The organism is Lysinibacillus sp. SGAir0095 (genome assembly GCF_005491425.1).
In the GTDB taxonomy this organism is placed as follows: domain Bacteria; phylum Bacillota; class Bacilli; order Bacillales_A; family Planococcaceae; genus Ureibacillus.
Map to the genome: position 1 here is coordinate 1,943,975 of NZ_CP028083.1, position 17,306 is coordinate 1,961,280.

A 17,306-nucleotide genomic window follows, 5' to 3' on the forward strand; every position below is an offset into this window, starting at 1 on the left:
GTATTTAGATAGGGGATTTTTTTGTGATGCAAAAATCAATCATTTTAACGGGTGGCGGAACTGCAGGTCATGTTTCATTAAACCAGGCCATCATTCCATCATTGATAGAGAAAGGGTATGACGTTCATTATATTGGGTCAATTGATGGTATTGAAAAGGAATTAATTACTCAGAGCTTTCCTGAAGTACCTTATCATAGTATTTCAAGCGGGAAATTACGCCGTTATTTTTCAATGAAAAACTTTACCGATCCATTTAAGGTATTAGCTGGAGTTGGGCAGGCTTTTTCCGTTATTCGAAAGGTGAAGCCAACAATGATCTTTTCTAAGGGAGGGTTTGTTTCTGTACCAGTCGTAATAGCAGCAAAGTTAACAAAAATTCCAGTAGTTATTCATGAATCGGATGTAACTCCGGGCTTAGCCAATAAAATAGCCTTACCTTTCGCTTCCCATGTGTTTACTATATTTGAGGATACATTAAAGTATTTACCGAGTGATAAAGCAACTTGTACCGGTTCAATCGTTCGAGAGCAATTGTTTAAAGGGAATGCTTCGGAAGGGAAAACGCATTGTGGGTTTACTGATGATAAGAAGGTGTTGCTGGTTATGGGTGGTAGTTTAGGCTCTGTTGTACTCAATGATTCTTTAAGAAGCAATTTACCTGAGTTATTGGCATCTTACAATGTTATCCATCTTTGCGGTAAAGGAAATGTGGATGCTACTTTAGACGGTTTAAAAGGGTATAAGCAGTTTGACTATGTGACAACTGAGCTTCCAGATTTACTTCACGCCTCAGATTATGTTGTTTCCCGTGCAGGGTCAAATTCAATTTTTGAATTTTTAGCATTGACAAAACCAATGCTTCTAATTCCGCTTTCCGCAAGTAAAAGTCGAGGGGATCAAATATTAAATGCAAATATTTTTGAACGACAAGGCTTTGCGCATGTTTTAGAAGAAGAAATGCTTTCAAAAAGTACATTTATGAAGGCGATAAATACTTTGTCAACACGAAGCAACGATTACATCAATGCCATGAAAAAAGCTGAGAGTCCAAAAACACCAGATGAAATGGTGAAATTGATTTTGAAGCATGAAAAGTAGTTAAGCGAGTTAAAAAGTTATTAGTTGCTAATGTTAGCAGTCAGAAAAAACTGCCCTGAAAATAAATTTTCGGAGCAGTTTTTATTTTTAACTCTAGTTAACAGGTTATATATATAAGTAAGAAGAAACTGTATTACATTGCTTGTTCTTCTTCGTTGGATTGATCATTTGCAGAAACGATATAGAATAAGTCTCTTGGTATTTTGTATAAGTCAAATTTGGTTTCACCGGTATTAATCTCTTCGTAAAGTGCTGGGTTAGTTTCTGTAGCATCAATTACATAAGGTAACTTTAGTGCTGCACGTTTTGATTTTTCATTTTCTTTTCGAATTCTTAAAAATACGGTATGAATGTCCTTTTCAAAAAAGAGTTCTTTTAGAAAATCAAACTTTGCAGCTTGATTATATCCTTTACCTTGAAACGGTACACCTATCCATGTTCCAAGGAAGCCTGCTCCATCTTGAATGTCGTATAAAGTGATCGTCCCAATTGGTTGACCCCAGTCATCGGTTATTGTTCTTGAGATGGTCTTTCCTAGTTGTTCTTCTTCTAATAATTGTTTCGTTATAAATAGATACTCTTCTGGTGAGTTTGTTTTATGACGAACATAAGGGAAAACTGTTGGATGGATCATTAATTGGTATAACTCATTTGTTTCTGAAAGATCTCTATACTTTAACAAATGAAACGCCTCCTTTTTTAGGATAGTTGCAAATCTGAAAATTACTTTGTTACAAGGCAACATTTGAAATAATATACCTAAAGGAACTGGACGTCAAACAAATATTTATGGAGAATGATAGTTTTCCAAAAATAGTGGCAAAAATATTATTTTAATAAATATTTTCTGTTTACATCATATTATAGATTTTCGATTTTATACAACAATTTTAATCTAAAATTACATTTTTTTCTCTTTAAAAATTGTGAACAAATTATAAAATTTTTGTTAGATTTATAAAGTTGCTTCATAATTAATTTACAATTATGATAGAAGTAAAGATAAATAGGGAGCGACGATGAGTGGAAAGAACATTTTTAAAAGTGCATGGTTCAGGTAACACATTTTACTTATATAATACTGAGGACGAAACCGAATTCAATTGGGTAGAGTTGACCAAGTGGCTTTGCAAAAAAGATAACCATCATGGTGCAGATGGATTACTACTTGTTTTACCTTCAAAATCTGCGGATGCAAAAATGCGCGTGATCAATGCAGACGGTTCTGAAGCTTCAATGTGTGGTAATGGTCTCCGATGTGTGGCAAGGTTTGTATGTGAAAAGCAAGGAAAAGAAGAAGCAGTCATTGAGACGATGAAAGCCAACTTAAAGGTAAGAAAAGAGTTTCCTTTATTCGAAGAAATTCCTACTTATGCAGTTGAAATTTCACCAGTGTCATTTTCTTTAACAAGTTTACCTATGGTGTATAAGGGACAAACAGAAATTCGCCATCAAGTGATTCCAGAATTTTCACAGACGATTCCCTATACAGCCGTATCAGTACCGAATCCACATTTAATCGGTATTGTGGAAGAACGAGATATCAAAGATAATACACATCAGAAAAATTTAGCCCAAATATTAAACGGCGAAAATGATTATTGTATAGATGGCGTAAATGTAAGTTATGTATTTCCAATGAATAATGACACTATTTTTGTTCGGACTTTTGAACGAGGCGTCGGGTTTACTAATGCATGTGGGACAGCAATGACTGCTTCTGCCCTTGTCTCAAGGCTAAATGGCATTGTAGATCAGGATATTATTACTGTATTCAACCCAGGTGGATTTGTGAAATGCGAAGTGAAAATTGCTGGTGACGACTATAAATTAACTTTAATCGGCAACGCAACAATTACTTCTTCATACGCTTTAGATATTTCGGGGAATGAATTTAAAGTTTTAAGTTGTCATGAAACGCAAGAACAAAAAATATATGAAAAATGTCTTGAACTTGTTAAGAAGGAGACCGCATCTTTTGCTTCTTAATGGTGAGTAGGAGGTGTGGTCAATGTCTTTACAGAGCTTATCTAAAGATCAATTTGATATGCTTTTTCAAAACAGCAAGGACTTTATTTATTTTATGGAAAAAAATGGTGAGGACTACCGTTATATCTACTTAAATAATTCATCAATCGAATTACTTTCAGATAAGGTCATAGGTAAAACGATTGCTGAAGTAATGAAAGTGCGAGATTGTGAAACGATTACGAATAATTATCATGAAGCAGTAGAAAAAAGGGAACAGGTCAGTTATCAGGATTATATTTATTTCCTCTCTGAAGTCAAGAAGTACGAAACGACGGTCATACCTATTTTTGATGGAAATCGAACGTTTGTTTTAGCTATAACGAAAGAAATTGCATTTGATCGTAATTTAGAAGATAAATACTTATTTATGCGTTCAGTATTCTTTAATTCTTTTTTATCAACAGTTTTAATATCGAATGAGGGGAAACTGCTGGAAGCCAATCCCCAATTTTTAGATGATTTTAATTTAAATATAGAAGATGTTCGATTAAAGGATATTATTGAAATGCCTTTTATCTCTAATCATATTGATCTCGAACACTATTTAAAACAGGCATATAATGGTGAAAGTCTAACTTCGAAACTGCTAACTTTTATTGATAAGGATGACAATTGTAAAAATTTTACTGCAACTTTTTCTCCTCTTTTCCAAGAGGAAAAAGTTGTAGCAGTTTTTATTATATTGCAAGAAGTGACAAAGCTAATCGAACAGGAAAAAGAATTGCGCTTGACTTATAATGGATTATCAAATTTCCAATATGCTATTAATAGTGTGGCTGAGATTATCATTATGGATTCGAATTGTAAAATATTGGATGTGAACGATCGCTTTACTCAACAAATGGGTTATACTAGAGAAGAATTAATCGGTAATACGTTAAAACTTATTGACTCACGTACACATTCGAAACAATTTTTTGATAATATCTTCTCTACAGTGAAGGCAGGAGAGGTTTGGCGTGGAGAAATTTGTAATCGAACAAAACAGGGTGTACCTTATTGGGCGGAAACAACCATTATCCCGTTTTTCGATGAAGACGGCAATATTAGTCAATATATAAACGTCTATTATGATATTTCAGAAAAAAAGAGAATGATGACAGAACTTCAAAATATTGAACACATGTTTAAATTAATCACGGAAAACACGAATGATTTAATCGTCGTGACAAATGAAGATGGCATTATTTTATACGTATCTACTGCTTATACTAGTAAGCTTGGCTTTAAGAAGGAAGAATTGATAGGACAATTCTATTCGAATGTTTTAGCCCCGGAAAGCAAAAATAGCTGGAATAAAGAATTTCTTTCCAATCACGATAGTGAAGCTTCGAAAATTGATTTAATCCACCAATCAAGAAGTGGAGATAAATTTTGGACTGAGTGCAATTACACAGTTGTCAAAGATTACGTACGTAACCATGGCATTCAGATTATTATGGTTGCTCGAGAAATTAACGATCGAAAAGAAATTGAAAATCAACTTTCATTTCTTGCGTTTCACGATTCCCTAACACAATTGCCAAACAGACGTTATCTTCAAAATGAGTTTTCACGTATTGTAGAGGATTCCAATAGGGGTTCAGAATCATTTGCTGTCCTCTATGTAGATGGAGATAATTTTAAGAACGTAAATGATCAGTTTGGTCACAAGGTTGGGGATGAATTTATCATTCAATTTGGAAAAGCCTTAACTAGAAGTGTGCGAGGAAATGATTTAGTCGTTCGTATGGGTGGAGATGAATTTGCCATTATCTTAACTGGACTCGTTCGTGACAGAAGAAAGCGAACAGAGCAGGTCAAGCAAATTGTTGAGAGAATCAATGAGAATTTACAACAAGGCTGGTTGATTTCAAACCAGTTATTTGCCCCGACAGCATCGATTGGAATATCTTTTTATCCAGATCATGGTGTTAATCTTGAAAACTTATTATCTCATTCTGATAAAGCCCTATATGGGGTAAAGATGACATCGAAGAACAACTATAATATCTATAGTCCAGAACTTTTATAGTTTGTACTAGCCTCCTTTTAAGTTAAACTTAAAAAGAGGCTATTTACTTGTTTAAAGGGTGATTGTATGCAAAAGAAAATTTTATTAGTGGAAGATGAAAAAAATATAGCCCGCTTTATTGAACTAGAATTGAAGCATGAACAATTTGAAGTGTTTGTAACTCACGATGGTAGGGAAGGCTTAAATAAAGCATTAGAACAACAATTTGATTGTCTACTGCTTGATGTCATGCTACCTGGTTTAAACGGGATTGAAATTTGCCGGAGAGTTAGGGCACAATCAGATGTTCCCATCTTATTAATTACTGCTCGTGACGCTGTAATGGATCGTGTAGCAGGTTTAGATGCGGGTGCCGACGATTATATCGTGAAGCCTTTTGCGATAGAAGAATTACTCGCAAGAATTCGATCGGTCTTAAGAAGAGTTCAAAAAAACGAAGTAGAAGAGAATGATTTGATTAAAGTGAGGGATATCATTATTAATCCTCAATCCTATGAAGTACTCTTTGAAAATAAAAAGCTTGAGTTAACAAAAACTGAATATGACCTTTTAAAGCTGTTATGTGAAAACAAAAATCGTGTTTGCGAAAGAGAAATGATCTTACAATCTGTCTGGGGATATACAACTGAGGTGGAGACAAATGTAGTGGATGTTTACATTCGACATTTGCGTGCAAAATTAAAAACGGAGCTTTCCCCTTATATTGAAACAGTCCGTGGTGTTGGTTATGTGGTGAGAGAATGAAAAAATTATTAAATCTTATTCCAAACAACCAATCTTTAAAAAAGAAATGGACCATTTCAACAGCAATTGTCATTTTTATAAGTTATGCAGCAATCTGCAGTGTTATTTATATTGCACTCTATTCTTGGTTAATCCAAAACGAAGAGAATAATGCTATAAGAACCGCTGACGACTTGACTTCTTTTTTCAGCTCGCAGGATAACTCAATTTCAATACAGGATTTTCAGCGAAATACAGGCTTATCCAAGGCGATTGTCAATCAAAATCAAACAGTTCGCGTTTTTAACTTTGATGGCTATGAGGTGTTAAGGATTAATAATGTTAATTCTGCAGTGCCTTTGGAATTTTCTTATAAGGAATTGGACCATCCTGTAGTTTCGAAACAAGAAGTTGATGATGAAGATGTATATGTCGTAAACAAACTTGTCACAATTGGTCAATTCCATGGAATACTTCAGTTAATTCATCCACTATCTACCTTCCATTCGATGATGCAGTACGTTTTGACAACTATGTTAATTGCCGGACTAGGTGCTATTTTATTAGCTGGGTTTATGGGCTATTATTTGGCCACCATTTTAATTAGACCTTTGCAAGATTTACGTGATTCAATGTTATCGATTCAAAATAAAGGATTTGAAGAAAAAATCAACTTTTCTTATGATGCTGATGATGAAATCGGAGATCTGCTGAAGCTATATGTATCTATGATGGCAGATTTAGAAAATTCGTTTGCAAAGCAGCAGCAATTTGTTTCTGATGCCTCTCATGAATTGAGAACGCCAATACAAGCTATCGAAGGGCACCTTTCCTTAATAAAGCGGTGGGGGAAGAATGACCCTGCGGTATTTGAGGAGTCTTTGAATACTTCACTACTAGAAGTGACAAGAATGAAAAAAATGATTGAAGAATTATTGGACTTGGCTCGAAGTGAAGAGCGAGATATAGATGCGTTAGCAAATGTGAAAGAAGTTTTAAGTTCTATAAAAAATGAGCTGCAAATAATTTATCCCGGGGCAAACATTAACATTGTCGAAAAAGGTGACTTTAAGCAACCGAATATTTCTGAAAATGCATTGGCACAAATTTTGCGCAATATCATTGAAAATGGAATAAGGTATAACGATAAATCCCCTATAATCGATATTGAAGTACATTATTTATCTGAAAGTATATTTTTAACTATCAAAGATAATGGGATTGGTATTTCAAAAGAAAACTTGCCATTCATTTTTGATCGGTTTTATCGAGAGGATGTCTCAAGAAAAAATATCGGCGGCGGAACAGGCCTTGGTTTAAGTATTACTAAAATGTTATCGGAGAAATATCAAATTGAAATGGATGTTGCAAGTACGGTAGGAGTTGGGACAACTTTTACATTAAAAATTAATATATCCTAGTAGATTTTAGAAAACCGATACCTAAAATGGTTGATTTGTCAAAAAAATTTGCTCTTTTCGTGAAAAATAGTTGTATTTTTTGTGAAGAGTAGTAAGATTGAAATGGAAAAAATACGTTCTTCACTTTAATTAATAAATATTCATAATTAAATCAATAGATAATTTCTATTGTCGAAGAATAGTACAATATGAAATAATATTTTAGATACAACAATGGAACTGCCTTAGGGCGAAATTTGGAGGTTATCTCATGTCGAACAATGTATTATTTGCTGGTTCCCCTTGGTCAGCATTCTCTGGTCCTAACTTAGGATATGTGATGGAGCAATATGATTTATTTTTACAATCTCCTGAACAAGTTGAACCAGAACTCGTTGCACTTTTCCAACAATTTGGATCACCTGTTATCTCAAATGAGCAAGGTGCAGCAGAAAGTGTAACAACTCAGCCAGGCAATATTAAAAAAATCTTTGCAGCAGTACAATTAGCTGATGCAATTCGTTCTCAAGGACATTTAGCTGCTGATATTTACCCATTAAAAGACCGAAAATTAGATTCTTCACGCATTGAATTAGCTTCTTATGGCTTAACTGAAGCAGATCTAGCAGAAATGCCTGGGTCGTTATTCTTTAATAATGTTCCTGGAAGCGTTAACAACGGTAAACAAGCAATCGATTATTTGCGTTCACAATATACTGGTAAAATCGCTTATGAGTACGCTCATGTAGATGAAGCTGAACGTCAATGGATTCAAGATAAGATTGAATCAGGTAATTCAGTTTTAAATCTAACTGCTGAAGACAAAAAAGCATTATTAGAAAGATTAACACGTGTTGAAGATTTCGAAAAATTTATTCATAAAACTTTCGTTGGACAAAAACGTTTCTCAATCGAAGGTCTTGATACTTTAGTAGTATTACTTGATGAAATCGTAAGAAAAGCAGACGAAGAAAAAATGAAATATTTACAAATCGGTATGGCACACCGTGGACGCTTAAATGTTTTAACTCACGTTGTAAACAAACCATACGATATGATGTTTGCTGACTTTGCACACGTTCCGAATGATTATTTCTTCCCAACAGATGGCTCTTTAGAAATCACTAAAGGATGGACTGGTGATGTGAAGTATCATATGGGTGCTACTCATTCTAAGCAATCTGGTATGAAAGTGAAATTGGCATATAACCCATCACATTTAGAAGTAGTAAGTCCAGTTATCACAGGTTCTACACGTGCTGCACAAGAAGTAACATCTAACGCTGGAACTCCTAGCCATGATCCAAGCAAAGCTGTAGCTGTTCTAGTTCATGGTGATGCTGCATTTGCAGGAGAGGGTATAGTTCAAGAAGTATTCAACTATGCGAATACAACAGGTTTCTCAACTGGTGGTTCAATCCATATTATCTCGAACAACATGATCGGTTTTACAACAGAGCATTTTGATTCACGCTCTACGCATTACTCTTCTGATGTGGCAAAAGGTTATGGAATTCCTGTAATTCACGTAAATGCTGATGATCCAGAAGCAGTATTACAAGTAGCAGGTTTAGCATTCCAATATCGTCAAACATTCGGCAAAGATATTTTAGTAGACTTAATCGGATACCGTCGCTTTGGTCATAACGAAACTGATGATCCAACGGTTACAAATCCGTTAACATATCAAATTGTTACAAAGCATCCAACTGTACGTTCACTTTATGGAGAAAAGCTAACGAATGAAGGTATTCTAACTCAAGATCAAGTGAAAAAGCTTGATGAAGAGATTTACGCAGAAATGCAAACTTCTTACGACCATGTGAAAGCAGTAGGTGCCGAGAAAGGTCATTTTGAAATCGAAATGCCTGAAGCAGTAAGAAATGAGTATCCAGAAGTAGATACAAGTGTAACAAAAGAAAACTTAAAACAAATTAATGATGATTTATTAGCATGGCCAGAAGGTTTTGAACCACAAAACAAACTTGCTAAAATCTTAAATAAACGCATCGAAGCTCTTGAGACTGATAAAATCGATTGGGGTCACGCCGAAACATTAGCGTTTGCTGCAATTTTACGTGATGGAAACCCAATCCGTATTACTGGACAAGACGCACAGCGTGGTACTTTCTCACAACGTCACTTAGTATTGCATGACAAAACTACAGGGACAGAATTAGTACCATTACACAATGTTTCCGATGCTAAAGCCTCATTCTCTGTATACAATTCACCGCTGACAGAAACAGCAATTGTTGGCTTTGAATATGGTTATAATTTAGAAAACGATAATGCTTTAACAATTTGGGAAGCTCAATTTGGTGACTTTGCCAATATGGCTCAAGTTATGTTTGATAACTTCATTTCTTCATCACGTTCTAAATGGGGTGAAAAATCTGGTTTAGTATTCTTACTGCCTAATGGTATGGAAGGTCAAGGTCCCGAGCACTCATCAGCACGTATTGAAAGATATTTACAACTATCGGCAGAGAATAACTGGATCGTAGCAAACTGCTCGAATGCAGGAAACTACTTCCATTTATTACGTCGTCAAGCAAAAATGTTAGGAACAGAAGCAATTCGTCCTTTAATCATTCCTTCACCAAAATCATTGCTTCGCCACCCGTTAGCTTCTGCTTCTGTTGAACAGCTATCTGAAGGCAGATTCCAAGAAGTAATTGAACAACCTGGTTTAGGTGGTAATGCTAAAAAAGTAGAACGTATTCTTCTTGCTTCAGGTAAAGTGACAATTGATTTAGCAGATCGTGTACAAGATGGAAAAGGATATGATAACCTTCATATCGTTCGTGTAGAACAGCTCTACCCATTCCCATCACAAAAAATTGCTGATATCATTGCGAAGTACCCTAACGCGAAAGAAATCGTATGGGTGCAAGAAGAACCTAAAAACCAAGGACCTTGGAAATATGCATTAGAATATTTACTAGACCTGGCAGACGGTAAAAAGGTAAAATATGTTGGACGTCCAGAAATGTCTTCAACTTCTGAAGGAGATATGGATTCACATAAAATTGCACAAGCAAAAGTTATTGATGAGGCTCTTGCGAAATAATTTACAATTTTAATTTACTGACTAAAGTAGCTACACTAAGATAGTAGTAGCGATACCATGTTGTACCTTTTTAGGTACACATGCTATTTAAAGGAGGATATTTAAAGTGGCTGAAATTAAAGTCCCTGAACTAGCAGAATCAATTACAGAAGGTACTATTGCACAATGGGTGAAAAAAGTTGGAGATCGCATTGAAAAAGGCGAATTCATCGTTGAATTAGAAACAGATAAAGTAAATGCTGAGATTATTTCAGAGGAAGCTGGAGTTCTAACTCAAGTTTTAGCTGAAGAAGGCGATACAGTTCTTGTAGGTCAAGTAATCGCTGTAGTTGAAGCTGGAGAAGGAGCAGCGCCAGCGCCAGCAGCAGCAGCTGCACCACAAGAAGCACCTAAAGCTGAAAGCGCACCGGCAGCTGCACCAGCACCAGCACCTGCAACTCCAGTTGTTGAAGAAACTTCTAATGAGCGCGTAGTTGCATCACCAGCAGCTCGTAAGTTAGCTCGCGAAAAAGGTATTGATTTAAGCGCAATTTCACCAGTTGATCCACAAGGACGCGTACGTGTACAAGATGTAGCGGCTCACGGAACAGCTCCAGTTGCACAAACACAAGCACCAGTAGCTTCAATTACAACATCAAATGGTCCAGTTGTATTTGCTCCAGCAGCAGAAACTGACCGTGTTACGATTGAAAAAATGTCACGTCGTCGTCAAACAATTGCAAAACGTTTACTTGAAGTTAAACAATCTACTGCAATGTTAACTACTTTCAACGAAATTGACATGACAAACATCATGGCATTACGTAAACGCAAACAAGAAGAGTTTGTGAAAGCAAACGACATTAAATTAGGCTTCATGTCCTTCTTTACAAAAGCTGTTGTCGCAGCACTAAAAAAATATCCATACGTGAATGCACAAATCAGTGGAGATGAAATTCACTTAAACAATTTCTTCGATATCGGTGTTGCGGTATCTACGGAAGAAGGCTTAGTAGTACCAGTTGTTCGTGACGCAAATGCTAAGAATTTTGCTGAAATCGAAAAAGATATTGCGGAATTAGCGAAAAAAGCTCGCGACAAAAAATTAGGATTAAATGACATGGCTGGTGGTTCATTCACTATCACTAACGGTGGTGTATTCGGATCATTAATGTCTACTCCTATTATGAATGGTACGCAAGCTGGTATTTTAGGAATGCATTCAATCGTTCAACGTCCTGTTGCAATTAATGGTGAAGTTGAAATTCGTCCAATGATGTACGTTGCTTTATCGTATGACCACCGTATTATCGATGGAAAAGATTCAGTTGGATTCTTAAAAACGGTTAAAGAATTAATCGAAAATCCTGAAGATTTACTATTAAATTCATAATTTTGTTTAAAATCTACCTAGCGGATTAATTTTCGCTAGGTATTTTTAAATTTGTAATAAAATTCTAGATAAAAGAATAGATAAGTGTCTACTTTTCAGAAAAATGAATATTGACATGAGATTTTTAGTATAGTAATATTCAATTAGTAAATTAATATTAAAACCTCACGTTACAAGTGAGGTAGAGGCGCGATATTTAATAGTTTTTCATGGAGTTTAGAGCAAAACCAGGATATGAAAAATGAGGAAATGTCGCCGAAGTGTGAATGTAGGCTCTCTACATCATGCTGGGTCTGCAGTGAATAATTGCAGGACTGTCTCAGGTGGAAATCCCAACCATCTGAGGTGAGCTATCTCAGGTAGGGAACGTTAGAGGATTTGGGCTAAATTTTAGCGACCTAAGTTCATCTTAGGTCGCTTTTTGCATAAATTGGCTCAAAAAATTAAAGAAGGAGAGAGAGAAATGTCGAAAACACTAAAAATCTTAATGACTGCTGTGCTGGCTTTAATGGTACTGGCAGCTTGTGGAACTGCTGAAGAAGGGTCTTCAACAACATCATCAACTTCAAATTCGAAAGACAGCGATGTTTTTAAGGTAGGTTTAGAAGCAGGATATGCTCCGTTTAACTGGACTCAAAACGATGATTCAAATGGTGCGGTGAAAATTGAAGGTTCACAAGAGTATGCTGGCGGATATGATGTAGAAATCGCTAAACGTGTAGCAGAAGCTCTTGGTAAAGAATTGGTAATCGTAAAAACTGAATGGGAAGGCTTACTTCCAGCATTACAATCAGGTGTGATTGATGCAATTATTGCCGGTATGAGTCCAACTGATGAGCGTAAAGAGGTTATTGATTTCTCTGAGAATTATTATACAAGTCAATTTGTTATCGTGACGAAAACTGGTGGAGAATATGCGGAAGCTAATACACTAGCTGATTTCGCAGGTGCAAAAATTACTTCACAATTAAATACAACAAATTATGCAGTAATTGATCAAATTCCAGATGTTAAGAAAGAAGTGGCAATGGAAAGCTTCTCTCATATGCGTGTTGCTCTAGAATCTGGTGTCATTGATGGATATGTAGCAGAAAGACCAGAAGCGATTTCAGCATCTACTGCAAATGAAAATTTCACATACGTGGAATTAGAAGAAGGGTTTAAAACAGAAGAAGCTGATACATCAGTTGCAATCGGTCTTGTAAAAGGCGATGAAAATATTGATGTAATTAACGAAACATTAACTGCAATTTCTGAAGAAGAACGTCAACAAATTATGGATCAAGCAATTGCAAACCAACCTGCAGCTCATTAATAAGGGTGAATTACTGGTCACAATTTCAGTGGCCAGTTTCTCACTTTCTTATACTTACATATCTATGAAAAGGTTAAAAGATTAGCAGGAGTTCGTTTCCAAATTATTTAGGAGGATATTTATGAGTTTAGATATTATACTCTCAATATTAAAAGAGAATTGGCCAAGTTATTTAAATGGCGCATATATGACGTTACTAATTGCAATTATTAGTACAATTATTGGTGCTCTTATCGGATTATTTATTGGTGTAATGCACACGATTCCTCAACGCAAGAAATCTATTAAATCTTTAATTTTAAAGATTTTTAATTTCATATTAACGGTTTATGTTGAAATCTTCCGTGGTACACCAATGATTGTACAAGCGATGGTCGTTTTCTATGGTTTTGCTGCCTATGGCTTCGAGATGGATCGATTTGTGGCAGCGATTGTTGTTGTGGGTTTGAATACTGGAGCTTATATGGCTGAATATGTTCGAGGTGGCATCGTTTCGATCGATAAAGGACAATACGAAGCAGCATCAGCTATCGGAATGGGACACTTCCAAACAATGATTCATGTTATTTTACCGCAAGTGTTCCGTAATATTTTACCTGCAACAGGAAATCAATTAATTATGAATATTAAAGACTCCGCTGTGTTAAGTGTAATTAGTGTAACAGAATTATTCTTTACAACGAAATCAATTGCGGGAGCAAATTTCCGATTTGCAGAATCCTATGTAATTACTTGTCTTATATACCTGATTATGACTTTTATCGCTTCACGTATTTTGCGTGTTGTCGAAAAAAGAATGGATGGTCAAGATGCGTATCAAGTGCAACTAAAAAGAGAAGAACAGATTCTTTAATGGCGTAAGGAGATAGAATGATGGAAAAAGTAATTGATATAAAACATCTAAATAAATCATTTGGCAGCCATGAAGTTTTAAGAGATGTAAACTTCACTGTAAACAAAGGTGAGGTTGTATGCTTGATTGGTTCTTCGGGTTCAGGAAAATCAACGTTATTACGTTGTATCAATCTACTTGAAACACCAAGTGGCGGTGAAATAATTTATAAAGGTGACAACATTTTAAATGATAAACACGATATAAGAAAATATCGTACCCATTTAGGAATGGTTTTCCAACAATTCAATTTATTTAATAACCACAACGTATTAAAAAATTGTATCGTAGGTCAACAAAAGGTTCTAAAGCGTTCGAAGGAAGAAGCAAAAGAAAATGCACTTAAGTATTTAAAAATTGTGGGCATGGATCAATATGTGAATGCGAAGCCTCGTCAGCTCTCAGGTGGCCAAAAGCAACGGGTTGCTATTGCACGCGCACTTGCAATGGATCCAGAGGTAATGTTATTTGACGAACCAACGTCAGCACTTGATCCAGAAATGGTTGGGGAAGTACTAAAAGTAATGCGTCAATTAGCAGATGAAGGACATACTATGTTGATTGTAACACATGAAATGGAATTCGCGCGTGAAGTATCAGACCGTGTGGTATTTATGGATAAAGGGGTTATCGTAGAGGAAGGCTCACCTGAGCAAGTTCTGGTAAACCCAAAACAAGAAAGAACAAAAGAATTCCTAAAAAGAACATTAAAGCAATAAATGAAAAAGATAAATTCCTGAAGATTCTCAAGAATTTATCTTTTTTTGTTTAAACTATATCGATTAAATTTACATAAATAGTAATCAATTACTTGTTTACTAAAGATGGGGCTAGAATGAAAATAGTTGTCTAGCCAATTGAGTATAAGGAAAAATAAAAATAAAAATTACGAAAGAATTAACTTCTAGAATTCCACTCAGATATGATAATAAAAATAATAGCAAAAACAATGGCAATGATAAAAAACCACATCGGAATGCCACCAAAACCACCAAAGTACAAATAGATCACCTCTAGAATAATGTATCATTTAAAGCATTTTTCTACAATAAAGTTATAAATCAATCCACAAATAGGTGGAAATGCGATGCAATAAAGTCTAAAATAGAACCATATGTATAGAAGATTTAAAGTGAGGTTAAGATGATGTTAAACTTAAAATGGACAGATGCACCGACTATTCGAAAAGTAAAATGTACACACACAAATGCGGAGAAATATTTAGTTTCTAATGTATTAACTGTGGGCAAAGAATATGAAGTGAAAAATGAAACAGAAGAATTCATCTTTGTAATTGATAATACGGGTAATGTTGGTGGCTACTACAAAGATTATTTTGAATGATGAAAGTTTTATTCACCATAGTTCAGGTAGCGGACTATGGTGTTTTTTTATCGATTTGTGAAGCTCATCTGCATAGAAATCAAAAATGGCCATATCTAAGATAAAATAGTCTTCATTTACAACATGAAAGCCAAATATATAATAAACTTACAAAAACAAGTGTCCTTCACAAATCGAGATGAAGGACACTTGTTTGTTTAATAACCTATCTAGATACAGCTTAACTTATGCTCTTTCAATGATTGTAGCTTCAATTGAGGCTTGTTGTTCGTTACTTATGGCCTGTACACGGAGCGTTTCTTCGATTGAATTGATTAGTTCTAATTGGGTTTGCTTAAATAGGTCGATTTCGTGATGAGATAAGGCCTTCTTTTTACTAGTATCTTTTGCTGTAGTTTCAAGCATTTTTGCATTCTTGTGCAACATCTGCTCAGAAGTTTCCATTAGACGACGAGTTGTTTGATTCGCTCTTCTTTGATTATTCATATTAATCAGCATTGAAATTTGGGTTTGCCATAATGGAATTGTCGTCATGACGGAACTTTGAATTTTCTCTACTAGCATTTGGTTTGTTTGCTGAATCATTCGTATTTGTGGTGCAGTTTGAATTGCTATCTCTCTTGATATTTGTAAGTCATAGAGACGTTTATCCAGCCATTCAATGGAAGTTTGCAAATCATTAAGTCGTTGTTTATCTAAAGGATTATTTGAAGAATCTAATGATTGTTCTAATTTTGGTAACTGCTTTGCAATTATATCCTTTTTCTTCATTTCTGCAGCTGCAATATAGGTATTTAAATTATGGTAATATTCTTCGTTCAATTGATATAACTCGTTTAGCATTTTCAAATCGGAAAGTAAGCCTTTTTGAGAATGCTGTAGCTGAATCCCTAATCGATCAATCTGTTTGCTTAATCGATTATACTGGGTCATCTGCTCCTGGATTGATGATGTTGAACGAGTGAAGAGTTTTTGCAGGAAACCTTTTTCTTTTTCGATTAAATCATCTGGGTTGATCTTACTTAAATGCTCCATTAGCTTATGCAAAATTTCACGAATAGGCGATGTATCATTACGTTGTACTCGAATCAGCATATTATGGGTAAAGTTTTTTAAAGAATGCTGAATTTCTGAGCCAAAATGTAGAATATTTTCGTATTGTGAAACATCTAGTTTGCTCGCCAACAATAATGCATGGGACTGCTTTTCCTCACTAAGGGTAGAGTAGACAGGGGTTTCTATTGTATAGTGATTATTTGCAAAAGGATGTAAAAAAGAGCCCTCATTATTTGAAAACTCTTCAAATGGATGATTGGGACTCTTTTTATTTGACATTATTTTCCACCTCGAAGATCGATTTGTTGAAGTTTTTTAGCGTTTTCAAGTTTTACAAAATCTAGTTCAATTCTAAGACTTTCCAAATCAGATTCAATTGCACATTTCAAATCATTCTCCATTGTAACATGAAGCCCTTTCAATGTTTTACGTGTATCTTCAAGTGCCAGGTGAATTTCTGTGTCCTTGACTTGAGTTTGACTTAACATTGTATAGGTTTGTGTTAATTGTACAGCTGATGGTAAATGTGAATAGAAGAAATCTTCTACAGAATAAAACTTTTGCGGGTTATTCTGAACAATGTGAACTAATCTTTTTGATAATTTCATCATCTCATTTAACAATTTAAAAGAACGAACTGAACGAACACGAATATATTGCTGTGATAGGGAATTAATATGTCCTTTCGCTTGTTTAATTTGATTTTCAATATGTTTATATTCAGAGCGAGATAGACCTAGCTCTTTACTTCTCTTCGATTTCTGGAAAGCTTTCATCGCTATATTGCTTATCAAATAGGCAGCAATTGATACTACCGGTACGAAAATATATCCAAGATCGAAATTAACAACCGTTAATATAAACACTGTAAAACCAATTAAAAAATTGAGTGCATGTCGTGTAAAGAAATTTGCAGCACCGAGCATAATTGTACCTCCTTTATTTCTATACTTGTTATTACGAAAGAGCGGAAGAAAAAGTTTCAA

14 protein-coding genes and 1 riboswitch are annotated in these 17,306 nt (G+C 35.1%); of the genes, 11 read left to right on the top strand and 3 right to left on the bottom strand.

From position 1 onward, the window contains the following. The first annotated feature begins 23 nt into the window (after nucleotides 1-23). Complete coding sequence (locus C1N55_RS09540) at nucleotides 24-1,100, top strand: undecaprenyldiphospho-muramoylpentapeptide beta-N-acetylglucosaminyltransferase (protein WP_137728611.1); 1,077 nt, start codon at nucleotides 24-26, stop codon at nucleotides 1,098-1,100. Between the two features lie 133 nt (nucleotides 1,101-1,233). Here C1N55_RS09540 and C1N55_RS09545 read toward each other — a convergent pair whose 3' ends face one another. Continuing rightward, nucleotides 1,234-1,782 (bottom strand): GNAT family N-acetyltransferase, encoded by a 549-nt coding sequence (locus C1N55_RS09545; RefSeq protein WP_137728612.1) that lies wholly within the window; start codon nucleotides 1,780-1,782, stop codon nucleotides 1,234-1,236. Nucleotides 1,783-2,123: 341 nt separating this feature from the next. On the opposite strand from C1N55_RS09545, the gene dapF reads away from it, so the two are divergent. The 10 genes from dapF to C1N55_RS09595 all read left to right on the top strand — a co-directional run bounded on the left by dapF (nucleotide 2,124) and on the right by C1N55_RS09595 (nucleotide 15,264). After that, nucleotides 2,124-3,089, top strand: a complete 966-nt coding sequence (dapF, locus tag C1N55_RS09550) for a diaminopimelate epimerase (RefSeq protein ID WP_137728613.1) — start codon at nucleotides 2,124-2,126, stop codon at nucleotides 3,087-3,089. A gap of 22 nt (nucleotides 3,090-3,111) precedes the next feature. Beyond that, complete coding sequence (locus C1N55_RS09555) at nucleotides 3,112-5,145, top strand: diguanylate cyclase domain-containing protein (RefSeq protein ID WP_137728614.1); 2,034 nt, start codon at nucleotides 3,112-3,114, stop codon at nucleotides 5,143-5,145. Nucleotides 5,146-5,211: 66 nt separating this feature from the next. After that, on the top strand, nucleotides 5,212-5,889 hold the full coding sequence (locus C1N55_RS09560) for a response regulator transcription factor (protein WP_137728615.1): 678 nt from the start codon (nucleotides 5,212-5,214) through the stop codon (nucleotides 5,887-5,889). Further along, nucleotides 5,886-7,289, top strand: coding sequence for a HAMP domain-containing sensor histidine kinase (locus C1N55_RS09565; protein WP_137728616.1), 1,404 nt, complete (start codon nucleotides 5,886-5,888; stop codon nucleotides 7,287-7,289). Before C1N55_RS09560 ends, C1N55_RS09565 begins: the two co-directional genes overlap by 4 nt. A 250-nt stretch (nucleotides 7,290-7,539) precedes the next feature. Beyond that, entirely contained in the window at nucleotides 7,540-10,341 is a 2,802-nt protein-coding gene (locus C1N55_RS09570) for a 2-oxoglutarate dehydrogenase E1 component (protein WP_137728617.1), read from the top strand. 106 nt (nucleotides 10,342-10,447) lie between these two features. Next, nucleotides 10,448-11,713, top strand: a complete 1,266-nt coding sequence (gene odhB, locus C1N55_RS09575; RefSeq protein ID WP_137728618.1) for a 2-oxoglutarate dehydrogenase complex dihydrolipoyllysine-residue succinyltransferase — start codon at nucleotides 10,448-10,450, stop codon at nucleotides 11,711-11,713. A 174-nt stretch (nucleotides 11,714-11,887) separates the two neighbouring features. Then, nucleotides 11,888-12,074, top strand: a riboswitch (Lysine riboswitch). A gap of 102 nt (nucleotides 12,075-12,176) precedes the next feature. Continuing rightward, complete coding sequence (locus C1N55_RS09580; RefSeq protein ID WP_137728619.1) at nucleotides 12,177-13,028, top strand: transporter substrate-binding domain-containing protein; 852 nt, start codon at nucleotides 12,177-12,179, stop codon at nucleotides 13,026-13,028. Between the two features lie 121 nt (nucleotides 13,029-13,149). Beyond that, nucleotides 13,150-13,881 carry an amino acid ABC transporter permease gene (locus C1N55_RS09585; protein ID WP_137728620.1) on the top strand — a complete coding sequence of 244 codons (732 nt, stop codon included), beginning with the start codon at nucleotides 13,150-13,152 and terminating at the stop codon, nucleotides 13,879-13,881. Between the two features lie 20 nt (nucleotides 13,882-13,901). Beyond that, nucleotides 13,902-14,639 (top strand): amino acid ABC transporter ATP-binding protein, encoded by a 738-nt coding sequence (locus tag C1N55_RS09590; protein ID WP_137730605.1) that lies wholly within the window; start codon nucleotides 13,902-13,904, stop codon nucleotides 14,637-14,639. A 427-nt stretch (nucleotides 14,640-15,066) separates the two neighbouring features. Beyond that, a complete protein-coding gene (locus C1N55_RS09595; protein ID WP_137728621.1) occupies nucleotides 15,067-15,264 on the top strand; it encodes a DUF6501 family protein in 198 nt (65 codons plus the stop codon). A 225-nt stretch (nucleotides 15,265-15,489) separates the two neighbouring features. On the opposite strand, the gene C1N55_RS09600 is transcribed toward C1N55_RS09595, so the two are convergent. Both C1N55_RS09600 and C1N55_RS09605 read right to left on the bottom strand, forming a co-directional pair. Further along, nucleotides 15,490-16,599, bottom strand: coding sequence for a toxic anion resistance protein (locus C1N55_RS09600; RefSeq protein WP_137728622.1), 1,110 nt, complete (start codon nucleotides 16,597-16,599; stop codon nucleotides 15,490-15,492). Continuing rightward, the gene (locus tag C1N55_RS09605; protein WP_137728623.1) at nucleotides 16,599-17,246 is read right to left on the bottom strand and encodes a 5-bromo-4-chloroindolyl phosphate hydrolysis family protein; all 648 of its coding nucleotides are present in this window, start codon (nucleotides 17,244-17,246) and stop codon (nucleotides 16,599-16,601) included. Before C1N55_RS09605 ends, C1N55_RS09600 begins: the two co-directional genes overlap by 1 nt. Nucleotides 17,247-17,306: the final 60 nt, after the last annotated feature.

Excerpts from the sequence above, each read along its gene's own strand:
- C1N55_RS09555 (WP_137728614.1), top strand. The coding sequence starts at position 3,112 with ATGTCTTTACAGAGCTTATCTAAAGATCAATTTGATATGCTTTTTCAA.
- C1N55_RS09560 (WP_137728615.1), top strand. The coding sequence starts at position 5,212 with ATGCAAAAGAAAATTTTATTAGTGGAAGATGAAAAAAATATAGCCCGC.
- C1N55_RS09565 (WP_137728616.1), top strand. The coding sequence starts at position 5,886 with ATGAAAAAATTATTAAATCTTATTCCAAACAACCAATCTTTAAAAAAG.
- C1N55_RS09570 (WP_137728617.1), top strand. The coding sequence starts at position 7,540 with ATGTCGAACAATGTATTATTTGCTGGTTCCCCTTGGTCAGCATTCTCT.
- C1N55_RS09580 (WP_137728619.1), top strand. The coding sequence starts at position 12,177 with ATGTCGAAAACACTAAAAATCTTAATGACTGCTGTGCTGGCTTTAATG.
- C1N55_RS09585 (WP_137728620.1), top strand. The coding sequence starts at position 13,150 with ATGAGTTTAGATATTATACTCTCAATATTAAAAGAGAATTGGCCAAGT.
- C1N55_RS09590 (WP_137730605.1), top strand. The coding sequence starts at position 13,902 with ATGGAAAAAGTAATTGATATAAAACATCTAAATAAATCATTTGGCAGC.
- C1N55_RS09595 (WP_137728621.1), top strand. The coding sequence starts at position 15,067 with ATGTTAAACTTAAAATGGACAGATGCACCGACTATTCGAAAAGTAAAA.
- C1N55_RS09600 (WP_137728622.1), bottom strand. The coding sequence starts at position 16,599 with ATGTCAAATAAAAAGAGTCCCAATCATCCATTTGAAGAGTTTTCAAAT.
- C1N55_RS09605 (WP_137728623.1), bottom strand. The coding sequence starts at position 17,246 with ATGCTCGGTGCTGCAAATTTCTTTACACGACATGCACTCAATTTTTTA.